Here is a 21,838-nt window from a genome sequence, read left to right as displayed (position 1 = left end):
CGTCATTCCTTCCGTTGGTAGGCGGCCAGCGCTTCGCGGGCCTTTTCGAGGACTTCGGGGGTGGCGAGCGGGTTCATGAACAGGTGCCCGGCGGCCATGGACATGCGCAGCATCGCCTCGTTCGTGCCCGGCTCCTCGCCGAGCGCGCGGGCGACGTGGTCCTGCAGGATCATCAGCCCGCCGGTCATCGCCGCGAGCGCGGCGGCGACACCGCGCGGGTCGGGCATGTCCAGGCCCTGCTCGCGGAAGTAGCGCTCGGTGCCGTCGACGATCTCGACGAACTGCGCGGCGGCGGCCTCGGAGCCGTCGACCATCGCGCGGCCCATGTACCGGCGGTAGAGGAGCTGGCGGGCGTCGAACGCGGGCAGGAACCCCGGGTTCGCGGCGCCCTTCGCCAGCACGTCCTCCTTGAACTTCACCAGCTCGTCGAAGACGTACGCGTCGCAGGCCTCGCGCAGCCCGTCCTTGGAGCCGAAGTGGTGGCGGATGAGCCCGCCCGACACCCCGGCTTCCTCCGCGATGTCGAGGATCGACGTCTTCTCCATGCCGCGCTCGGTGAACAGGCGGATGGCGGCGTCCCGGATCCGGGCGCGCGCGGTGAAGTCTTCCGTGCTCATGATCGTCCTATACGTGCGTGTAGCTGACTACACGTGAATATAGCCCGCTGCACACACGTATAGCAAGGAGTCCCTTTCACCGGAAATCAGCGCTTCCGGTGGCCGCCTAACCGGCGATCACATTGCTCCGTTCGGCCCACAACCAATTGCGGTCGATGGGCTAACTGTCTGATTGCTGCCGAAGATCTCACGTTGTGTACTTCTCGGACGTCTTCTTGTCGGACGCATCTCTTCACGAAGGGTCGTTTCAGTGACACAGCTCAGATCGCGCTGGAGACGGCGGGCCGGGATCACCGTCCTCGCCACCGCACTCGGCGCCTCCGTCCTCGGCGTGGCCGTTCCGGTGGCCGCCGCCCAGACCGCCCCGCCGACTTCGGGCGCGGCCGACGGCAAGACCCTCGACGAGCACGACCGCGCGCTCGTCGCCGAAGCCGAGAAGGCCGGCAAGCCCGACGTCACGCTGCTGATCGCGGCGGAGAAGGGCCAGACCGGCGCGGCCGTCGACCAGCTCAAGGCGCTCGGTGGCGTCGTCCAGTCCACCGACACCAAGCTCGACTACGTCAAGGTCAGCATCGCGCCGGACAAGGCGGAGAAGGCCGCGAAGCTCAAGGCGGTCAACGCCGTCGACGTCGACGGCCTCGTCTACCGCGACGACCCGAAGCCCGACGGCGCGACCACCCCGCTGCCGCAGCCGGCCCCGGGCAAGAACACCCCGCGCGTCAACCCGTACCTGCCGACCGGGGACACCTACGCGGCGCAGTTCGGCCAGGTCCTGCCCAACTGGGACGGCAAGGACACCACGGTCGCGGTGCTCGACTCCGGCGTCGACCTCGACTCGCCCGCGCTGGCGACCACCAGCCACGGCGAGCGCAAGATCGTCGACTGGTACAACGCCAACGCCACCAACTCCGGTGACGGCACCTGGGTCAAGCAGTCCACCCAGACCTACACCGGCGCCTTCACCGCGAACGGCAAGAACTGGACGGCCCCGGCCACCGGCGGTCCGTACACCTTCGGCGTCTTCAGCGAGACCGCCGGCGACCTGGGCGGCGCGGACAGCGAGACCGGCGGTGACGTCAACCGCGACGGCGACCGCGCCGACTCGTGGGGCGTGCTGCTCGACAGCGCGACCAAGGAGGTCCGGGTCGACCTCAACGGCAACGGCGACTTCACCGACGAGAAGCCGATGACCGACTACGCCAAGAAGTACGACTACGGCTTCTTCGGCACGGACAACCCGGCGACCGACGTCGCCGAGCGGATGGCCTTCGTGGTCCAGACCGACAAGCCGGGCTACGTCGGCATCGGCATCGCCGGCGCCGAGCACGGCTCGCACGTCGCGGGCATCGCCGCCGGTAACGACCTCTTCGGCGGCAAGATGGACGGCGCGGCCCCGGGCGCGAAGCTCCTGGCCGTCAAGGTCTGCCTCACCGGCACCGCCTGCACGTCGTCGGGCCTGATCGACGGTGTCGTCTACGCGGCCAGCCACGGCGCCGACGTCATCAACATCTCGATCGGCGGCCTGCCGGCCCTCAACGACGGCAACAACGCCCGCGCGGAGCTCTACAACCGCACGATCGCCGAGTACAACGTCCAGATCTTCATCTCGGCCGGCAACAGCGGCGCCGGGGCGAACACCGTCGGCGACCCGTCGGTGGCCACGGACGCGATCTCGGTCGGCTCGTACATCACCAAGGAGACCTGGCTCTCGAACTACGGCTCGGTCACCCAGAACGCCGAGTCGCTGCACCCGTTCTCCTCGCGCGGCCCGCGGGAGGACGGCGGCTTCAAGCCGGACATCATCGCGCCCGGCGCGGCGATCGCGACCATTCCGCGCTGGGAAGCGGGAGGCCCGGTGGCCGGCACGTACGGCCTGCCCGCGGGCTACGCGATGCTGCAGGGCACGTCGATGGCGTCGCCGCAGGCGACCGGCGCGGCGGCACTGCTGGTGAGCGCGTACAAGGCGACGCACAAGGGCCAGCGGCCGCCGGTCGCGCAGCTGCGCTCGGCCATCAAGTCGACCGCGCGGTTCGTGCCGGGCATCGGCGCCTACGCCCAGGGCGCGGGCCTGTTCAACGTCCCGGCCGCGTTCGTCGCGCTGTCGCTCAACCCGAAGCCGGACACCGTTTCGACGTCGGTCGAGGTGCACACCGCGCTGTCGGGCCTGCTGGCCACCCCGAACACCGGCGTGGGCATCCACGACCGCGAGGGCGTGACCACGGGCAAGTCCTACACCCGCACGTACACGGTCACCCGCACCACGGGTTCGGCGCAGCCGGTCCCGTACTTCGCGCGCTGGACCGGCAACGACGGCACGTTCTCGTCGAAGTCCACAGTGGTCCTGCCGCTGAACACGCCGGTGAAGTTCGACGTCAAGGTCGACCCGAAGACGGCGGGCGCCCACTCGGCGGTGCTGAACCTGGACAACCCGTTGACCGTCGGCATCGACGTGCAGACCCTCAACACGGTCTTCGCGCCGCAGGAGTTCACCGCCGCCAAGGGCTTCCAGGTCGACGTGGCCGGCAAGATCGCCCGCAACCAGGCGACCAGCTACTTCGTGCGGGTGCCCGCGGGCGCCAGCGCGCTGAAGGTGGACCTGGACGCCGGCGCCGGTGCCCCGGGCAAGGGCCAGGTGCGGTTCCTGCGCTACGACCCGACCGGCGTGCCGGCCGAGGCGAGCACGTCGACGACGTACTGCTACCTCCCCGACGCGGGGGCCGGCTGCCCGGGCGGCACGCCCACCAGCCGGACGTTCGCGAACCCGCTGCCGGGTGTGTGGGAGATCGTCGTCGAAGCGCGCCGGACGTCCGATGTGGACAATGCGGCGTACAAGCTGAGCGCGTCGGTGCTGGGCACGGCGATCACGCCGAACCCGGACACGATCGCCTCGGCCACGCTGGGCCAGCCGGTCGCGCGGTCCTACACCGTGCAGAACACGCTCGGCGCGTTCACCGGCAAGCTGACCGGCGCCACGCTGGGCAGCGCGAAGGTCTCGCGGCCGTCGATCGCCGAGGGCGCGCAGCAGCAGTACCAGATCGCGGTGACGCCGGGCTCGACGTCGCTGACCGCCACGATCGGCAAGACGTCCGACGTCGGCGCCGACCTGGACCTGGTGCTGTACAACTGCACGACCGGTTCCTGCGTGCAGGCGGCGGTGAGCGCGGACGGTGACTCCGAGGAGTCGGTGACCGTAGCCAACCCGGCGGCGGGCACCTGGGTCGCGCTGGTCGACGGGTACGCCGTGCCCGCGGGCACGACCGAGTACGACTACCTCGACGTGTTCACCAACCCGGCGTTCGGTTCGGTCGCGGTGACCGACGCGAACGCGGCGCGGGCGTCGGGCACCTCGTGGACGGTGCCGGGGACGGTGACCGCATCGGCCGCTCCGGCGGCGGGCCGGATCCTGCGCGGTCAGCTGACCGTGCAGACCGACACGGGGGTCACGGTCGGCTCCTCGCTGGTGCTGGTCAATTCGGTGAGCTAGTCCCGCTGAACGGAAACCGCCCCGGGTGCGCCCGGGGCGGTTTTCGCTGTATTGGTGGGTTTCCGACGCAAGTTTGCGTATGTGCGGTGAACTCTTGCCCTCGTTCGGCGCGCGTCCGTATGGTCTGGATCACTCCGCATCCACCGAGGGGTCCCCCATGCGACGGATTTCGATGTTCTTCGCCGCGCTTCTCCTGCTGGCGGCCACTTTGCCGGGCGTCGCGCACGCGGCCGCGCTGTCGTCCCGGACCCAGTTGTTCTACTACCCGTGGTACGGCGGCAGTGCCACCGGCTACCGGCACTGGGTGCAGGGCGGCCACACCCCGCCGTCCGACGTCGGCGCGAACTTCTACCCGGTGCTGGGCCCGTACGACTCCGGCGACTTCGCCGGCGCGGTCGAGCAGCACATGCGGTGGATCGAGCAGTCCGGCGCCGGGGTGATCGTCTACAGCTGGTGGGGCCAGGGGTCCTATGAGGACGGTCTGGCGGCCGGCGTGCTGGAAGCGGCGGCGCGGCACGGGATCCGCGTCGCGTGGCACCTGGAGCCCTACAGTGGGCGGACGGCGGCTTCCACGGTCTCCGACGTCAACTACATCCTGGGGCGGTACGGGTCGAGTCCCGCGTTCTACCGCGAGGGCGGGCGCGGCGCGTTCTACGTCTTCGAAAGCCTGCGGATCACGGACTGGACCCCGTTGGACCAGGTGCGTTCGTCGGCGATCGTGCTGGCGCAGACGACGGACACGAGCAAGGTCGCGCACTTCGGCGGGATGTACACCTACGACGCGATCGCGGGGGCCACGGCGCCGGGCTGGCGTGAGGCGGGTGCTTACTGCGAGGCGAACGGTCTGGTGTGGGCGCCTTCGGTGGGTCCGGGGTACAACGACGACCGGGCCGTGCCGGGGAACACCACGCCGACGCTGGGCCGTGACAACGGGGCCACCTACGACCGGGAGTGGCAGAACGCGCTTTCCTCGGGCGCGGACTGGGTTTCGGTGACGTCGTTCAACGAGTGGCACGAGGGGTCGGTCATCGAACCGGCGCGGTCGTCGCCGCCATCGCCGGTGTACGAGACGTTCACCGGCGCGTATGGAACTTCGGGTGCTGCTTCGGAAACGGCTTATCTGGACCGGACGCGGTATTGGGCGTCCCAGCTCGGTGGACCGCCGCCCGCCTCGGTGAACCTGGCCCAGGGCAGGCCGGTGTCGGCGACCGGCTCCCAAGGCGGTTACCCGCCGGGCAACGCCGTCGACGGGAACGCCGCGAGCTACTGGGAAAGCACGAACAACGCGTTCCCGCAGACGGTCACGGTGGACCTCGGCGCGGCCGCCACCGCGGGCCGGCTGGTGCTGAAGCTGCCGCCGTCGTGGGGCGCCCGGACGCAGACCATTTCGGTGAACGGCGGCAGCCCGGCGGGTTACGTGTTCGACCCCGCGAACGGCAACGCCGTGACGATCCAACTCCCGGCCGCGGCGCGGCAGTACGTGCGCCTGACCTTCACCGGCAACACCGGCTGGCCCGCCGGTCAGCTGTCCGAAGTGGAGGCCTACGCCTCCTGAGCCCGGCTCACGAAGGGCGCCGGATCCGCGAGCACGCGGTGCACCACCCGCCCGGCCGCACCGAGCGTCGCGGCGTCGCCGCCCAGTCGTGACGCCGACAGCACCGGCGGCTCGCCGCGCAGGCCGCCGAGGCGGGTGGTCAGGACCTCCGACACCGGGCCGGACAGCCACGGGTACAGCTGCGTGAACACCCCGCCCAGCACGATCCGGTCCAGGTCCAAGAGGTTGACCGCCGACGTCAGGGCGATACCGAGGGCTTGTCCCGCCGCCGCGCACGCTTGCCGGGCCGTTGTGTCGCCGGCTTCGAGGGCAGCCAGGAAGGCGGGGAGCGTCGGCGCGTTTCCGGCCGCCAGCAACGCCTCCTGGCCCGCGAACGTCTCCAAGCACCCGCTGCCGCCGCACCGGCACAGCGGCCCCTGGGGCGCGACCACGACGTGGCCCAGCTCGCCGGCCAGCCCACGGGCGCCGGAGAACAGCGTCCCGTTCACGACCAGGCCCGCGCCGATGCCCACCTCCCCCGACACGTAGAGGAAGTCGCGCTCGCCGTCGCCGTACCAGAACTCGCCCAGCGCCGCGACGTTCGCCTCGTTGTCCAGCTCCACCGGGATCGGCAGGCGCAGCAGGTCGGCCGGGCGGACGTCCTGCCAGCCGAGGTTCGGCGCGCTGAACAGGACGCCGTCGCCGACCGGGCCGGACACCGCCAGCACCGCGCCCGCCACCTCCAGCCCGAACCGGTGTGCCTCGGTCAGGCCGTCGGTCGCCAGTGCCTGGAGCTCGGCGAGGACCTTCTTCGGCCGCGACCCGCGGTTGTCCCGCTCGCGGCGGGCCGCGAACCGGACGCCGCCGGTGAGGTCGAGCACGCGCACCGCGAGGTAGTCGACGTTGATCTCCAGCCCCAACGACGCCACGCGCGCCCCGCTCAGCACGACCTCGACACCCGGCCGGCCGCGTTCGCCCGCGCGGGCCGGCCCGGTTTCGGCCAGCAACCCCGCGTCCACCAGGTCACCGACGAGCTTGGACACCGTCGACTTCGTCAGGCCGGTCAGCTCGGCGAGCGCGGCGCGGGTCAGCGGGCCGCCGCGGCTGACGGCGCCCAGCACGACCTCGAGGTTGCGGGCGCGCATCGAGTCGTGCCGCACGGCCTGGGTCATCGCGTCCCTCCTGCGAGCACTTTAACCGGCCCCTTGACGCCCGGGACCCCCGCGGCGCATATTTAGTCTACAACGTGAACTAAATGAAGGGACAGTCATGAGCGACTACGCTCCCCAGCCGGCCGACAAGTTCACCTTCGGCCTCTGGACCGTGGGCTGGCCCGCGAACGACCCGTTCGGGATCGCGACGCGGCCGCCGCTGGACCCGGTGGAGAGCGTGCACCGGCTCGCGGAGCTGGGCGCCTACGGCGTGACGTTCCACGACGACGACCTGCTGGCCACCGAGCCCGACCGCGACAAGGCGATCGAGCGGTTCCGCAAGGCGCTGGCCGAGACCGGCCTGAAGGTCCCGATGGCGACGACCAACCTGTTCACCCACCCGGTGTTCAAGGACGGCGGCCTGACCAGCAACGACCGCGACGTCCGGCGGTACGCGCTGCGGAAGGTGCGCCGCAACCTCGACCTCGCCGCCGAGCTGGGCGCCGAGACGTACGTCGTGTGGGGCGGCCGCGAAGGCGCCGAGTCCGACGCCGCGAAGGACGTCCGCGCGGCGCTCGACCGCTACAAGGAGGGCCTCGACCTCCTCGCGGACTACGTCGTGGAGAAGGGCTACTCGCTGCGGTTCGCGCTCGAGCCGAAGCCGAACGAGCCGCGCGGCGACATCCTGCTGCCGACGATCGGGCACGCGCTGGGCTTCATCTCCCAGCTCGCGCGGCCGGAGATGTTCGGGCTGAACCCGGAGGTCGGGCACGAGCAGATGGCCGGCCTCAACTTCGTGCACGGCATCTCGCAGGCGCTGTGGCAGGGCAAGCTGTTCCACATCGACCTCAACGGCCAGCACGGCCCGAAGTACGACCAGGACCTGATCTTCGGCCACGGCGACACGAAGAGCGCGTTCTTCCTGGTCGACCTGCTGGAGAACGGCGGCTACGAGGGTCCGCGCCACTTCGACTACAAGCCGCTGCGCACGGAGGACCCGTCGGACGTGTGGGTCTCGGCGGCGGCGAACATGCGCACTTACCTGATCCTGAAGGAGAAGTCGGCGGCGTTCCGGGCCGACCCGGAGGTCGTCGAAGCCCTCGCCGCGTCCCGCGTCCCGGACCTCTCGACCCCGACGCTGGCCCCGGGCGAGTCGTTCGACGACGTCCTGAACGACGACTTCGACCCGGACGTGGCGGCCCAGCGCGGGTACCACTTCACCCGGCTGAACCAGCTGGCGCTGGAGCACCTGCTCGGCGTCCGCTGACGGCTAGCCTGGGGGGATGCTGAGCGACGCGAAGTTCGAAGCCCGCATCCCCACCCAGGACCTCGCCCGGGCGCGCCGGTGGTACTCGGAAAAGCTCGGCCTCGAAGCGGCCGAAGAGCGCGAAGGCGGCTTGCGTTACGAAGGCGCGTCCGGTGTCTTCTGCCTGTTCGCCTCGGCCGGCGCGTCCGATGGTTCGTTCACGCAGCTGGGCTTCTACGTCGACGACATCGAGGCGACGGTCGCCGGGCTGCGGGCGCGCGGAGTGGTGTTCGAGGAGTACGACGGCTGCGTGAACGGGATCATGGACATCCGCGGCAACTACCCGAGCAAGGGCCGCGGCGAACGCGCCGCGTGGTTCCGCGACAGCGAGGGCAACATGCTCGGGATCGCCGAAGTGGTCCGGTGACGGAGAAGGGCCGCCGTGTCCGCACGGCGGCCCTTCTCTGTCCTTACGACACCGTCAGGGTGTCGATGTCGAACAACGATCCCGCGCCGCCCCGGAACACCAGGTGGAGCGGACCCGAGCCGGGTGAAACGGTTGCCGTCACCGTCTGGAAGGTCTCCCAGCTCCCCGTGTTCGGCACCGTCACCGTGCCCAGCAACGCGCCGGTGGCGGAGCCGTCGCGGATCTCGATCGTGCCGCCCGCTCCGGCCGACGACACCACCGCGCTGAACCGCGAAATCCCCGCCGTGCTGACCGAGGCGTACCCGGCCCAGTCACCGTTCTCGATGTAACCGAGGGTGTTCCCGCCGCTTGCCGGGGCGTGCGGTGCAACCTGCACACCCGAACCCGACGTGAACGACTCACCCTCCACTGTGGACGAGGACGCTGTGCACGAAGCCGGGGCCACTCCCGCGGCGTACCGGACCGCGCCCAGGAGCGAAGTGCGGAACACCGCGTCCGAGTACGACTCGATCGTGTGGCCCAGACCGGTGTAGAACGCCCGGCCGCTGCCCTGCGGGTGGCACCACGCGATCGGGTGGTCGGCACCCATCTCCCCGCCCGTGTAGCTGGCCTCGTCCAGCGTCTGGAGCACGTGGACGCTGCCGCGCGGGTTCGTGCGGTAGTTGTACAGCTCGTCCGTGCGCGTCCACACCGCCGGCAGGTTCGCGGTCGCGGGATGGGTGGCGTCCTCCGTCACGAACCGGGCCTGCTGGATCGCCGGGTGGCTCTTGAAGTACGCCCCGACGAGCTGCCCGTACCACGGCCAGTCGTACTCCGTGTCGGCCGCCGCGTGGATGCCCAGGTAGCCTCCACCACCCTCCACATAGGACTCGAACGCCGCCTGCTGCGTCGCGTCCAGGACGTCACCCGTGGTCGACAGGAACACCACCGCTTCGTAGGAACCCAGCGACGCGGCGGTGAACACCGACGCGTCCTCGGTCGCCGTCACGGTGAAGCCGTTCGCCGCACCCAGCTCGCGAAGAGCCTGGATGCCCGCCGGGATCGAATCGTGGCGGAAGCCCGCCGTCTTGGAGAACACCAGCACGTCGTACGACGGGTCCACCTGGGTCGGCATACCGCTCAGCGTAAAGGAATCGACGTCGAACAGGGAACCGGAACCGCCGCGGAACACCAGGAACAGCGGGCCCGAACCACCCGACACCGACGTCGTCACGTTCTGGAACGTCTCCCAGTCCCCGGTCGACGGCACGGCCACCGACCCCAGGAGCGTCCCGGTCGCCGAACCGGACCGGACTTCGATCGTCCCGCCCGCGCCGGCCGACGAGATCCGCGCGGTGAAGGTCCGCGCGCCCACGGTGCTGACCGACGCGTAGCCGGCCCAGTCGCCGTTTTCGATGTACCCGAGGGTGTTGCCGCCGCTCGCCGCGGCGTGCGGCGCGACCTGCACGCCGGAGCCGGACGTGAACGACTCGCCCTCGATCGCCGCGGCCGCGGTCGTGAACGTGAACGCGTCCAGGTCGAACAGGTTCCCCTGCCCGGTGACGCCCGTGAACACCAGGTACAGCGCCGTCGTGCCGGCCGGCCGGTTCGCCAGGTTCGCCGTGACGGTCTGGAACGTGTCCCAGTCCCCGGTGTTCGCCACGGCCGCCGAACCGAGCAGCGTGCCGGTCGGCGAGCCCGCCCGCACCTCGAGGGTCCCGCCCGGGCCGCCCGAAGACACGCGCGCGCTGATCGACGTGGCGTTGCCCAGCGCGTACGGCGTGAACGAGATCCAGTCGCCGTTGTCGGTGTAGCCGACCGTCCGGCCGCCCTCCGCCGCGCCGTGGTCGGCGAGCTGGATGCCGGACTGTGCCGCGAAGTGCTCGGCCTGGCGGTGGCGCGGTTGCAGCTTGCGCACGCTGTGCGAGGTCAGCCCGCCCTTGTCCGTGTACTGCGCGTCGAAGACGCCGTAGATGTTGGCCGCGGCGTCGTGCTCACCGTCGACCGGGACCGCGATCGAGCCGCTGCACCCGGTCGCCTGCGTGATCTGGTGCTCGTGGCTGTCGTGGCCGAGGAGGTAGGTGACCTTGACCTTCGAGCAGTCCAGCGGTCCGTCCTCCGGATCGCTGCCGGTCACCTGGAAGGGCACGGTGTCACCGAAGGAGAACAGCTGCCCGTCGATCGGGGAGCCCAGCGTGACGGACGGGGCCGTGTTCCCGACCGTCACCACCAGGCTCGCGGTGCCGGTCAGCCCCTCCGGATCGGAAACCGTCAACGTCGGTGAGTACGTGCCGTTGGTCGTGTAGGTGTGCGCCGGGTTCGCCGACGTCGACGAGGAGCCGTCGCCGAAGTCCCAGCGGTAGCTCAGCGCCCCGCCTTCGGGATCGCTGCTCCCCGCGGAGGAGAAGTTCACCGTCAAGGGGTTCGGTCCGGACGTCTTGTCGGACGCGGCCTTCGCGACCGGGTTGCGGTTGGTGCCCGCCAGGTACTCGATCCGGTACAGCGCCTGGTTGTCGCTGCCGGTGCCGTAGTCGAGGACGTAGAGGGCGCCGTCCGGGCCGAACGCCATGTCCATCACCTGGGTGCCGGACCACGGGAAGTCCTCGATCGGGCCGCGGGTGCCGTCGCCGTTGACGGTCACCGCCTTGATCCACTTGCGCCCGTACTCCCCCGCGAAGTACTTGCCGTCCAACGACTGCGGGAACTTGACCGTCGACGTCGAAGCGGCGTCGTACCGGTAGACCGGCCCGCCCATCGGCGACTCCGAGCCGCTGCCGAACTCCGGCGGCGAGCCCTCGTCGCCCGCGTACTTGATCCACGCGGGCTTCGGCACCGGCAGCTTGGCGAGGCCGGTGTTGCGGAACGAGGAGTTCGTCGGCCCGCCGGCGCAGTCGTACTTCGCGCCCGAAGGTCCGCTCGGGAACGTGTAGTGGTTGTACGTCTCGGTCGTCGTGTTCGAGCCGGTGCAGTACGGCCAGCCGAAGTTGCCCGGCCCGGTGATCCGGTCGAACTCGACCTGCCCCTGCGGCCCGCGGTTCGGGTCGGTCGTGCCCGCGTCCGGGCCGTAGTCGCCGAGGTAGACGACACCGGTCGGCTTGTCGACACTCATCCGGAACGGGTTGCGGAAGCCCATCGCGTAGATCTCCGCCCGCGTGTTCGCGGTGCCCGGCGCGAAGAGGTTCCCCGAGGGGATCGTGTACGTCCCGTCGGCCTGCGGGTGGATCCGCAGCAGCTTGCCGCGCAGGTCGTTCGTGTTGCCGGACGAGCGTTGCGCGTCGAACTGCGGGTTGCGGTCGGTCCGTTCGTCGATCGGCGAGTAGCTGTCGGAGGAGAACGGGTTGGTGTCGTCGCCGGTGGTCAGGTACAGGTTGCCGGCGGCGTCGAAGTCGATGTCCCCGCCGACGTGGCAGCACTGGCCGCGGTCGTTGGCGACCTTCAGCACGACCTTCTCGCTGGCCAGGTCGAGGGTGTTGTCGGTCTTCAGCACGAACCGCGACAGGTGCAGCTCGCCTTTGAAGGGTGCGAAGTCCGCCTCGGTGCCCTCCGTCGGTGCGTCACCGTCCGGTGTGGACAGCCGCGGCGAGTAGTACAGCCAGACGAACCGGTTGGTCGCGAACCCGGGGTCGGCGGCGACGCCTTGGAGGCCTTCCTCGTCGTGGGTGTAGACGTTCAGCCTGCCCGCGATCGACGTCGCGCCGGCCGCGGTGGTGACGCGGACGGTGCCGTCGCGGGAGGTGTGCACGACCGAGCGGTCCGGCAGCACGGCGAGCGACATCGCCTCGCCGCCCACTTCGGCCGCGCCGGTGGCGAGGGCGACCTGCTGGTAGTCCGCGGGCGGGATGTCCGCGCGGGCCGGGGTGTCGACGGTGAGCAGGAGGCCGGCGCCCAGGAGCGCGGTGCCGAACAGCCTCGCCCACTTCGGTGGGGACGGAGACATGCGGGATCCTTCCTGATTTTGAGCGTGCTTCGCCCCGGTGTGGCGCGAAGCCGGTTTCGATCACCTTCCGACGGGGCTGGCGGTCACCCGTTGAACAGAAGCGTTACTTCGAGGAGAACGCGGCGTCGAAGGCCGCCGTGGGTGGGGTGAAGTTGAGCTTGCGGACGAACTCCAGCGCTTCCGGCGCACCGATGAGCCGGTCCATGCCCGCGTCCTCCCACTCGATGGAGATCGGGCCGTCGTAGCCGATGGCGTTGAGCATGCGGAAGACGTCCTCCCAGGGGACGTCGCCGTGGCCGGTCGAGACGAAGTCCCAGCCGCGGCGGGGATCCGCCCACGGCAGGTGCGAACCCATCCGCCCGTTGCGGCCGTTGAGCTGCTTGCGGGCCTCCTTGCAGTCGACGTGGTAGATGCGGTCCTTGAAGTCCCACAGGAACCCGGCCGGGTCGAGGTCCTGCCAGACGAAGTGCGACGGGTCGAAGTTGAGCCCGAACGCCTCGCGGTGGCCGATCGCCTCCAGCGTCCGGACGGTGCTCCAGTAGTCGTAAGCGATCTCGCTCGGGTGGACTTCGTGGGCGAACCGGACGCCGACTTCGTCGAAGACGTCCAGGATCGGGTTCCACCGCGTCGCGAAGTCGGCGTACCCGCGCTCGATCATCGACGGCGGCACCGGCGGGAACATCGCCACCGTGTGCCAGATCGACGAGCCGGTGAAACCGACCACTGTGGACACCCCGAGCTTCGCCGCGGCGCGGGCGGTGGCCTGCATCTCGGCCGCCGCCCGCTGCCGGACGCCTTCGGGTTCGCCGTCGCCCCAGATCCGCGCGGGCAGGATGGCTTCGTGCCGCTCGTCGATCGGGTGGTCGCAGACGGCCTGGCCCACCAGGTGGTTCGAGATGGCCCACACCTTGAGGTCGTACTTGGCCAGCGTCGCCAGCTTCGCCGGGACGTAGGAGTCTTCGGCCACCGCCCGGTCGACTTCGAAGTGGTCGCCCCAGCAAGCGATCTCGAGGCCTTCGTAGCCCCAGCCGCTCGCCAGCTCGCACACCTCCTCGAACGGCAGATCGGCCCACTGCCCGGTGAACAACGTCAACGGTCGTGCCATGTCTGACCTCCAGGGTGCGTCCTACTCGGTGCGGATAGCCGTGAGCAGCAGATCCTTGACTTCGGTGGCGTGGATCTTTTCGCGCGCGAGCGAGGGGTCCGAGCAGAGCAGCACGGGCCCGTCCTCGGGCGCGTCGGGCAGCCGCCCGTGGCTCCCGCGAACCGGCGCCGGGTCGAGCGGGACGACCTGCATCGAGTACCGCAGGCCGAGCTTCTTGCGCGCCAGCGCCGACGCCGCCTTCAGCTTCACCGCCGGGTCGTTCGGGTCGAAGAACAGCTCGGCCGGGTCGTAGCCGGGCTTGCGGTGGATCTCGACGGTCTTCGCGAAGTCCGGCGCGCGGTCGTCGCTCAGCCAGTAGTAGTAGGTGAACCAGGCGTCCGGCTCGGCGATCGCGACGAGCTCGCCGGCGCGCTCGTGGTCGATCCCGATCCCCGCCTGGCCCTCGCGATCCAGCACGACGTCCACTCCGGACAGCCCGGCGACGATGTCCCGCACGCGCGGGATGTCGGCCGGGTCGGCGACGTAGACGTGCGCGACCTGGTGGTCGGCCACCGCGAACGCCCGGGACGTCCACGGGTCGAGGTACTCCATGCCGGCCTGGACGTACACGTTGAGCAGGCCCTCGCGGCGCAGCGCCCGGTTGATGTCGACCGGGCGGCTCGCGTTCGTGATGCCGTACTCCGAGAGCGCGACGACGGTGTGCCCGCCCGCGGCCGCGAAGTCCAGCAACGGCTTCAACGCCGTGTCGATCTCGCGCGCGGCCGCCGCGGCCTGGGGCGCGTCCGGGCCGAAGCGCTGCAGGTCGTAGTCCAGGTGCGGGATGTAGACGAGCGTGGTGTCGGGCTTGTCCTCCGCCATGATCTTCTGCGCCGCGGCGATGATCCACTTCGACGACGTGATCGCGGCCGTCGGGCCCCAGTAGGTGAACAGCGGGAACTCGCCGAGCGCCCCGACCAGGCGGTCGTGCAGCTGCGGCGGGTGGGTGTAGGCGTCCGGGGACTTCTTGCCGTCGGCGTGGTAGATCGGCCGCGGGGTCACCGTCAGGTCGACGTCCATGCCCATCGCGTACCACCAGCAGACGTTGGCGACCTTGTGGCCGGCCTGCGCGCGGCGGGCGGCGTCCCAGAACTTGTCGCCCTGCACGAGCTTGTTGTGCTGGCGCCAGAGGAAGATCTCGCCGAGGTCTCGGAAGTACCAGCCGTTGCCGACGATCCCGTGTTCGGCCGGCTGCAGGCCGGTGAGGAACGTCGACTGCACCGAGCACGTGACGGCGGGGAACACGGTGTCGAGCTGCGCGGTGAAGCCGGGTTCGGCCATCTTGCGCAGGTTCGGCATGTGCGGCAGCAGCCGGGGTGTCAGCCCGACGACGTCGAGGACGAGCAAACTCATGCGGAAACCTCTTCCAAGCCTAGTACGATCAGGGAACGCCGGGTCCAGTCCAGCTCGGCCGCGATGCCCGCGACCAGCCCGGCGTCGTCGGCGGGTGTGTCCGGGAGCACCTGCCAGGTGTAGGTTTCGACCTCGACGTGGTCGGTGCGCGCGGCCGCCCCGCCGAACAGCTCGGCGAGGGTGCCGGCCAGCACCGGACGCGTCGACGTCAGCGGCGGCGCCGGGTCGGCGTGCAGCGGCACGTGGAAGTGCACGCGCCACGGCGCCTCGCCCGGCAGCCCGCCGGCCAGCGCTTCATCGAGGTCGTCGGCGCCCGGTGGCGCGCCTTCGTTGCTCTGGTGCAGGAACCGGGGTTCCACAAAGGACTCCAGCGCCCTCCGCGTCGCCGGGTCGTTCGGCGCGGCCGCTTCCAAGGCCGCGGACGCCTGCAGCTTGACGATGTCGAGCCCGGCCGCCTCGAGCCGGCCCAGCGCGGCCGCCGGGTCCTCGAACCCGACCGCGAGGTGGCACGTGTCGAGGCAGACGCCCAGCCACTCCTTGTCCACATCGGACAGCAGAGCCGCCGCCTGCGCGGTGGTCTCGATGACGCACCCGGGTTCCGGTTCGAACGCGACCCGCACCGGACGGCCGGCCTTCGCCAGCCCCTCGGCGAGCAGGCCGAGCTGGCCGCGGTCGTCCCGCCATTCGGTGCGCCAGCCGAGCGGCAACGTCGAGACGCTGCCGCGCACGGCGTCGTCCGGCAGCAGCTCGGCGAGCAGCCGGGCCAGGTCGAGGGTGTAGGCGGTCCGCTCCGGCGTCGACCAGTCCGGCCGGTACACCTTGTGCTTGACGACCGGGTCGTGGAACCCCTGGTACGGGAACCCGTTGAGCGTGACGACTTCGAGGCCGCGCGCGGCCAGCTCGGCACGCAGCTTGCCGACGGCCCCCGGGTCGGCGGTCAGCTCGGCGGCCACCGGCCGGGCCAGCCACAGGCCGAGCCCCAGCCGGTCGACGCCCAGGCGTTCCCGCACCGGCTCGCCGAAGCGGGCCAGCTGGGCGAGCACGCCGTCGAGGTCCTCGGCCTGGTGCACGTTGGTGCAGTAGGCGAGGTGGACGAGTGTGCCGTCGCGGTGCCGGAACCTCACTTGCGCGCACCCCGCAGGATCGAGTTGCCCGCGAACTCGGCTTCCGGGGCCGTCTCGTCCAGCGACAGCCGCCCGCTCTGGCCGTAGAACTCGACGGGGTTGCGCCACAGCACCCGGTCGACGTCGTCCTCGGTGAACCCGGCGGCCAGCATCGCGTCGCCGGTCTTGCGGGTCTTGAGCGGGTCGCTCTTGCCCCAGTCCGCGGCCGAGTTCACCAGCACCCGTTCCGTGCCGTGTTCACGAAGGATCGCCACCATCCGCTCTTCGTCCATTTTGGTGTCCGGGTAGATCGAAAACCCCATCCAGCAGCCGGACTCCTTGACCATGCCGACGGTCACCTCGTTGAGGTGGTCGAGCACCACGCGCCCGGGCGCGATGCCGGACTCGCGGACGACGGCGATGCTGCGCTCGGTGCCGGCGGCCTTGTCGCGGTGCGGGGTGTGCACCATCGCCGGCAGGTCGTGGTCGATCGCCAGCGCCAGCTGCGCCGCGAACGCCTTGTCCTCCTCGGCGGTCATCGAGTCGTAGCCGATCTCACCGACCGCGACCACGCCGTCCTTCTCCAGGTAGCGCGGCAGGAGGTCGAGCACCGGCGCGCAGCGCGGATCGTTGGCTTCCTTGGGGTTCAGCGCGATCGTGCAGTGGTGGGCGATGCCGTACTGGCTCGCGCGGAACGGCTCCCAGCCGACGAGCGCGTCGAAGTAGTCGGTGAAGCTGCCGACGTTCGTGCGGGGCTGGCCCAGCCAGAACGCGGGTTCGACGAGCGCGCGGACGCCGGCGGCGTGCATGGCCGCGTAGTCGTCGGTGGTCCGGGAGCTCATGTGGATGTGCGGGTCGAAGATGCGCATCAGGCGTCCTGTTCGTTCAGCAGCGGACGGAGGTCGGCGGGGACGTCGCGGCCCGCGGCGGTGCGCTCGGCGGCGAAGGACCGCATCATGCGCAGCAGTTCGTCGTCGGTCCGGCGGTCGAGCCCGGCGACTTCGGCGAGGGGGATGCCCATGAAGACGCACTTGAGGACGCCGTGGCGGTACGCGGCGTCGTCGAGGTGCTCGGCGGCGTACTCCCCCATCGCGGCGGTGACGAGCCGGGTGTCGTTGGTGCGGAGGGCGTCCGCGACCAGGTCCAGTCCGGCGTCCCCGATGTCCACAACGGACAGTCCACGCAGGACGGCCCGCTTCTCCGCGGCGTCGCCGTAGCGGTAGAGGTCGGGCATCTCCGCGGCGGCCCCGGGAGCCGCCTTGAGCAGCTCCACGCGGGCCACGTCGTCGACCGTCCACCCCGGGGTGTCCGACGGGCCCCGGCCGACCCGGCGGCCGACTCCCGGGAACACTGTGCGCAGCGCGGTCGCGTCGGTCGCGACCTTCGTCAGGGCTTCGTCGAGCCAGGCGTTCACGCCGTCACCGCCTTCCGCAGGAAGTCGAGGGACTCGCGGGCGATCCGCGGGGCGGCGTGGCTGTCCCGCGGCAGTTCCACCGCGACGAGCCCGGAGTACGGCGACAGCGCCGCCAGCACCGGCGGGAAGTCGATCTCACCCGTCCCGAATTCGAGGTGCTCGTGCGTGCCGCGGCGCATGTCGTCGATCTGGACGTTCACCAGCCGCGGCAGGGCGCGGCGGACGCAGTCGGGCACGGACGCGGACTCGTTGCACCGGCAGTGCCCGATGTCCAGCGTCAGCCCGAACCGCTCCGGATCACCGAGCCTGCGCAAGAGTTCGAAGTAGCCGTCCAGGTCCTCGACGAGCATCCCGGGCTCCGGCTCGAAGCCGAGCTTGACGTCGTGCTCGTCGGCGGCCTTGAGCACCTCGGCGCACCCGTCGACGAGGTGCGCCCAAGCGTCCTCGATAGACAGATCGGCGGGCTTGTTCCCGCTCCAGAACGACACCGCCTCCGCGCCCAGGTCCGCGGCGATCTCGACGGCCCGGGTCAGGAACTCGACGCGGCGCGCGCGGTCGGGGTCGAGGAACGTCGGCGAGTGCTTGCGCCACGGGTCCAGCAGGAACCGCGCGCCGGTCTCGATCACGACGGCCAGCCCGAGCCGGTCCAGCTCGGCGGCCAGGGACGCGACGCGGCTCGCGAGGTCCGGTCCGAACGGGTCGAGGTGCTGGTGGTCGAGCGTCAGCGCGACGCCGTCGTAGCCCAGGTCGGCCAGGACGTGCAGGGCGTCGCCGAGGCGGTGGTTGGCGAAGCCGTTGGTGCCGTACCCGAACCTCATGTCGGCGACACCTTCCGGCTCAGCGCCCGCGCGATCGGGAACGCGGCGGCGACGGCCAGCGCCGAGCGCCACGCCCCGGTCCGCGCGATCAGCCCGGCCTGCAGCGGGATCATGCCGTGGATCCCGGCGCCGACCGCGCGGCGGATCTTCGGCGCGGCCGGGTCGCGGACGGCGTCGTACTGCGCCCGTCCGGTCGTCACCGCGTAGGTCCCGAGCAGCGCCGAGGCCAGCGGGCCGACGCGGCCCGCGGCGACGCGCACGCCGGCCGTGGCGGCGAGGGTGGCCGCCGGCAGCGCGGGCTTCGCACCGTCCACTTCGGACCTCGACAACGTCGTCACGGCGTAGGTGTGCGCCCCGACGGTCAGCGCCGCGGGCAACGCCGCCCGGGCTCCACCGCCGCCGAGCAGGACGTCGAGCGTCCGGGTCGCGGCCATCGCGGCCGGCCCGAACACGGTCTCCTTGAGCACGAAGTCGTACGCCCAGACGGTCGCGGCCAGCGGCAGGGCGACGCGCAGGGCCCGCTTCCCGCCGGCGGCCGCGGCGATGCCGAGCCCGCCCGCGGTCAGCCCGGTCGCGACGCCGAGCGCGGTGCCCGGCGAAACGCGGCCCGACGGGATCGGCCGCTCGGGCCGTTCCATCGCGTCGAGGTGGCGGTCGGCGTAGTCGTTGAGCGCCATGCCCGCCCAGTAGAGGCAGACGGACGCGCCGGTCAGGGCCAGCGTGCGGCGACCGAACGGCCACCCCGAAGCGGCGGCTCCGGCGACGGCGTCCCCGGGCACGGTCAGCGCGGCAGGCGCGCGGACGAGTTCGACGAGCGCCTTCACCGGTTCGCCCACTCACGCAGCGCGGCGTACTGCGACGCGAGGTCGTGCGCGCCGTCGCCGACGGGGTCCTTGAAGAAGAACCCGAACTCGGCCACCGGCCCGGCGACGCCGTCGCGGCAGGCCTTGCCGGTCAGCCGGGCGAGGTCGAGCACCAGGGGCGCGGCGAGCGCGGAGTCGCAGCCCTGCCAGGTCAGCTGCAAGGTCATGCGCGTGCCGAGAAAACCTTCGAAGAGCACGTGGTCCCAGGCGGTCTTCCAGTCGCCGAGGGCCGGGACGTTGTCGATGTGGACCTCGCCGTCGACCGGGTGCCCGAGGTTCTTCTCCAGCACCTGCTGCTTCGACGCGTTCTTGCTGGCCGCCGCGCCGGGGTCGGCGAGCGTGGCGCCGTCGCCGCCGCCGAGCAGGTTGGTGCCCGACCAGGCCAGGACGTTCAGCGCGCGCTGGGCGAACATCGGTGCGAGGACCGCTCGCAGCAGCGTCTCGCCGGTCTTGCCGTCGCGGCCCGCGTACGGCAGCCCGGTCGCGCGGGCGAGTTCGTCGAGCGCGGGCAGCCGCGCGCCCGTGGAGGGGGTGAAGTCGACAAAGCCACAACCGGCGCGGAACGCGGCGTAGGCGTAGAGCGCGCTCGCGGGGAGCACGTCCTCCCCCGCGTCGAGCGCGGCTTCGAGAGCGGTCAGCGAGGCGTGGGCCGGGTGCGGCGCGCAGGGCGGCTCGGTGGAGGAGACGTTGACGACGACCACGTGGTCGAGGCCCTCGCGGAACGCCGTGAGGTCGGTGACGACCCGGTCGATCGCCGCGCGGCCTCCGCCGTCGGGTGCGGGGCGCAGCCGCGCCTCGGCGGCCTCCAGGTCGGCCGCGACCGGGCCCGGCAGCGTCGCCGGCAGCACGCCCGCCGCGACCAGCTGCTCGGCCCGCTTGACCAGCGGCGTGTCGACGACGTCGTGCCCCCCGAAGACCAGGTCCCCCAGCCCGGGCAGCTCGGCCCCCGCGAAGTCCGGCGACTCGGTCACGCACCCGGTGCGCGCGGCGAGTCCCGCCCGCATCGCGGCCGCCCCGGCGACGGCCGTCGTGGCCACCGATCCGCGGGCCCCGATCAGCCAGACACCGATCTTCCCCATGCTTCCTCCACCTGTTCGGTTCAGCCCGCGCCGAAAGCTCCGGTGCCGCGGGACGGGGCACCGCACGCGGCGTTCGTGTCGCCGCGCGCGCGGGTGCCCGCCAGAGCTACATCGCCGGAGTCGATCACGTGTTTCCACCCAGTCGTGAATGCGGCCCAGTCTGCCTGCTGGATCCGGCCCTGACACGTCCCATCTTGCGGACCGGTTGAGGGGTCTTCATCCGCTGTCCCTTTCCGCTCGCACCGGCACCAGCGCCGGGTCGTCGAACACCGCTTGGAGCGCGACGTGCGCCCCGCCGCGCGAAGCCGCGGAGAACCCGAGCCACGACAGCTCGACGCGGCAGCCCCCGATGCCGGGGGCGATCACCCGGGTCCGGAGCTCGGCCAGCATCGGGCCGAGCAGGTACGGCCCGAGCTGGGCGAAGTAGCCCCCGAGCAGCACCACCCGCGGGTTGAAGACGTTGACCAGCACGGCCGCGCCGACGCCGAGCCCGGTGCCCACCCGGGCGAGCGCGTCGAGCGTCCGCCGGTCCTTCCGCTCGGCGCGGCGGCGGATGATGTCGAGCCGCTGCTCGAGGTCGAGCGACGGGTCGTGCACCGGATCGGCGGGCGACGCGGCCAGGCGCAGCATCCCGGCCAGCCCGACGAGCGTCTCCCAGCAGCCGCGGCGGCCGCACCCGCAGAGGCGCCCGGCCGGGTCGACCTGGATGTGCCCGATCTCACCGGCGAACCCCTCGGCGCCGCCGAGCAGCCGGCCGCCGGAGATCACCCCGCCGCCGACGCCGATCTCGCCGGTCAGGTAGACGAGGTCGGCGGTGCCGGCGACGCTGCCCATGGCGTATTCGCCGAGGGCGCCGAGGTTGGCGTCGTTGGCCGTCCGGATCGGGAACGACGGCGGGCCGAGCCGCCGGGTCAGCCGGTCGGTGATGCCGCGGACCACCGGGACGTCGGTCCAGTGCAGGTTGGGTGCGAAGGCGACGGTGCCGCTCGCGACGTCGACCAGGGCCGGGATCCCGACGGTCACCCCGGCCGGCCTGACCTCGAGGCGCCGGCACTCCCGCAGCGCCCGCGCGGTCAGTTCCGCGCCGGCGTCGAGGACCTTCGCGACGGGCAGCGCTTGGACGTCGAGCGCGACGCGCTGCTCGAACAGGACGGTGCCGGTGAGGTCGAGGGCGAGCGCGGTCAGGTAGTCGACGTTGATCTCGACACCGATGCCACCGACACCGCGACCATCGAGCTCGACGATCGTCCCGGGCCGCCCGACGGCGCCGGCGCGTTCCCGTTCGCCTTCCCGCACGAGCCCCCGGCCGGCGAGTTCCGCGACGAGGCTCGACACGGTCCCCTTGTTGAGCCCGGTGTCCGCGGCGATGGCCGCACGCGACCGGGGGCCGGCGTCCCGCAGGTGCCGCAGCACCAACGCCAGGTTGCTCCGGCGGACGGCGGCCTGGTCGGCCGGGCGCACCGGCTTGAGGGAGAAGGAGGAGTCCACGCCGACACCGCCCCGGTTCGTCTGGTGGAACAACAAATTAGGACGGCCGAAACGATCCGGTCAACGCGGCGGCGTGCGGGACGAAAGCCGGACAAACGGTGCTGACCAGCGAAACTATCGCACGCGGGAAGCAAAAGTGTCCCACGGATGGAGCAGGAGTTCGGGAGCGCGCCCGCCGTAATCCCGCCCCCGATCGGGCGCGTA

At 71.4% G+C, this 21,838-nt stretch carries 16 protein-coding genes; 4 read left to right on the top strand and 12 right to left on the bottom strand.

Going from position 1 to position 21,838, the window contains the following annotated elements:
- Positions 1-2: 2 nt before the first annotated feature.
- Positions 3-617: a TetR/AcrR family transcriptional regulator gene (locus ACERZO_RS21800; RefSeq protein WP_372666570.1), complete on the bottom strand. Its 615-nt coding sequence runs from the start codon at positions 615-617 to the stop codon at positions 3-5.
- Between the two features lie 250 nt (positions 618-867).
- Between ACERZO_RS21800 and ACERZO_RS21795 the strand changes: the two genes are divergently transcribed.
- Positions 868-4,101 carry a S8 family serine peptidase gene (locus ACERZO_RS21795; protein WP_372666569.1) on the top strand — a complete coding sequence of 1,078 codons (3,234 nt, stop codon included), beginning with the start codon at positions 868-870 and terminating at the stop codon, positions 4,099-4,101.
- A gap of 157 nt (positions 4,102-4,258) precedes the next feature.
- Complete coding sequence (locus ACERZO_RS21790) at positions 4,259-5,656, top strand: discoidin domain-containing protein (protein WP_372666568.1); 1,398 nt, start codon at positions 4,259-4,261, stop codon at positions 5,654-5,656.
- Here ACERZO_RS21790 and ACERZO_RS21785 read toward each other — a convergent pair.
- The gene (locus ACERZO_RS21785; RefSeq protein ID WP_372666567.1) at positions 5,644-6,807 is read right to left on the bottom strand and encodes an ROK family protein; all 1,164 of its coding nucleotides are present in this window, start codon (positions 6,805-6,807) and stop codon (positions 5,644-5,646) included. The genes ACERZO_RS21790 and ACERZO_RS21785 overlap by 13 nt on opposite strands.
- 97 nt (positions 6,808-6,904) lie before the next feature.
- Between ACERZO_RS21785 and xylA the strand changes: the two genes are divergently transcribed.
- Both xylA and ACERZO_RS21775 read left to right on the top strand, forming a co-directional pair.
- A complete protein-coding gene (xylA, locus tag ACERZO_RS21780; RefSeq protein WP_372666566.1) occupies positions 6,905-8,053 on the top strand; it encodes a xylose isomerase in 1,149 nt (382 codons plus the stop codon).
- A 16-nt stretch (positions 8,054-8,069) separates the two neighbouring features.
- Positions 8,070-8,459 carry a VOC family protein gene (locus ACERZO_RS21775; RefSeq protein ID WP_372666565.1) on the top strand — a complete coding sequence of 130 codons (390 nt, stop codon included), beginning with the start codon at positions 8,070-8,072 and terminating at the stop codon, positions 8,457-8,459.
- Positions 8,460-8,502: 43 nt separating this feature from the next.
- On the opposite strand, the gene ACERZO_RS21770 is transcribed toward ACERZO_RS21775, so the two are convergent.
- The 10 genes from ACERZO_RS21770 to ACERZO_RS21725 form a co-directional block, all read right to left on the bottom strand.
- Complete coding sequence (locus ACERZO_RS21770) at positions 8,503-12,375, bottom strand: carbohydrate-binding protein (protein ID WP_372666564.1); 3,873 nt, start codon at positions 12,373-12,375, stop codon at positions 8,503-8,505.
- Positions 12,376-12,478: 103 nt separating this feature from the next.
- Positions 12,479-13,480 carry a sugar phosphate isomerase/epimerase family protein gene (locus ACERZO_RS21765; protein WP_372666563.1) on the bottom strand — a complete coding sequence of 334 codons (1,002 nt, stop codon included), beginning with the start codon at positions 13,478-13,480 and terminating at the stop codon, positions 12,479-12,481.
- A gap of 21 nt (positions 13,481-13,501) precedes the next feature.
- Positions 13,502-14,869, bottom strand: coding sequence for a nucleotide pyrophosphatase/phosphodiesterase family protein (locus tag ACERZO_RS21760; protein ID WP_372666562.1), 1,368 nt, complete (start codon positions 14,867-14,869; stop codon positions 13,502-13,504).
- The gene (gene eboE / locus ACERZO_RS21755; RefSeq protein ID WP_372666561.1) at positions 14,866-15,993 is read right to left on the bottom strand and encodes a metabolite traffic protein EboE; all 1,128 of its coding nucleotides are present in this window, start codon (positions 15,991-15,993) and stop codon (positions 14,866-14,868) included. Before eboE ends, ACERZO_RS21760 begins: the two co-directional genes overlap by 4 nt.
- Complete coding sequence (locus ACERZO_RS21750) at positions 15,990-16,841, bottom strand: TatD family hydrolase (protein ID WP_372666560.1); 852 nt, start codon at positions 16,839-16,841, stop codon at positions 15,990-15,992. Before ACERZO_RS21750 ends, eboE begins: the two co-directional genes overlap by 4 nt.
- Positions 16,841-17,386 (bottom strand): EboA domain-containing protein, encoded by a 546-nt coding sequence (locus ACERZO_RS21745; protein ID WP_372666559.1) that lies wholly within the window; start codon positions 17,384-17,386, stop codon positions 16,841-16,843. Before ACERZO_RS21745 ends, ACERZO_RS21750 begins: the two co-directional genes overlap by 1 nt.
- Complete coding sequence (locus ACERZO_RS21740) at positions 17,383-18,204, bottom strand: sugar phosphate isomerase/epimerase family protein (RefSeq protein WP_372666558.1); 822 nt, start codon at positions 18,202-18,204, stop codon at positions 17,383-17,385. Before ACERZO_RS21740 ends, ACERZO_RS21745 begins: the two co-directional genes overlap by 4 nt.
- Positions 18,201-19,028, bottom strand: a complete 828-nt coding sequence (locus ACERZO_RS21735) for an SCO3242 family prenyltransferase (protein ID WP_372667203.1) — start codon at positions 19,026-19,028, stop codon at positions 18,201-18,203. The genes ACERZO_RS21740 and ACERZO_RS21735 overlap by 4 nt, the downstream gene beginning before the upstream one ends.
- Positions 19,025-20,146 carry an inositol-3-phosphate synthase gene (locus ACERZO_RS21730; RefSeq protein ID WP_372666557.1) on the bottom strand — a complete coding sequence of 374 codons (1,122 nt, stop codon included), beginning with the start codon at positions 20,144-20,146 and terminating at the stop codon, positions 19,025-19,027. Before ACERZO_RS21730 ends, ACERZO_RS21735 begins: the two co-directional genes overlap by 4 nt.
- A gap of 216 nt (positions 20,147-20,362) precedes the next feature.
- Positions 20,363-21,634 carry an ROK family protein gene (locus ACERZO_RS21725; RefSeq protein WP_372666556.1) on the bottom strand — a complete coding sequence of 424 codons (1,272 nt, stop codon included), beginning with the start codon at positions 21,632-21,634 and terminating at the stop codon, positions 20,363-20,365.
- Between the last annotated feature and the right edge of the window lie 204 nt (positions 21,635-21,838).

Origin of the sequence: Amycolatopsis kentuckyensis (assembly GCF_041679295.1) — a bacterium.
In the GTDB taxonomy this organism is placed as follows: domain Bacteria; phylum Actinomycetota; class Actinomycetes; order Mycobacteriales; family Pseudonocardiaceae; genus Amycolatopsis; species Amycolatopsis kentuckyensis_A.
Note: the sequence above shows the minus strand (reverse complement) of the source record. Positions and strands in the feature narration are given on the sequence as shown.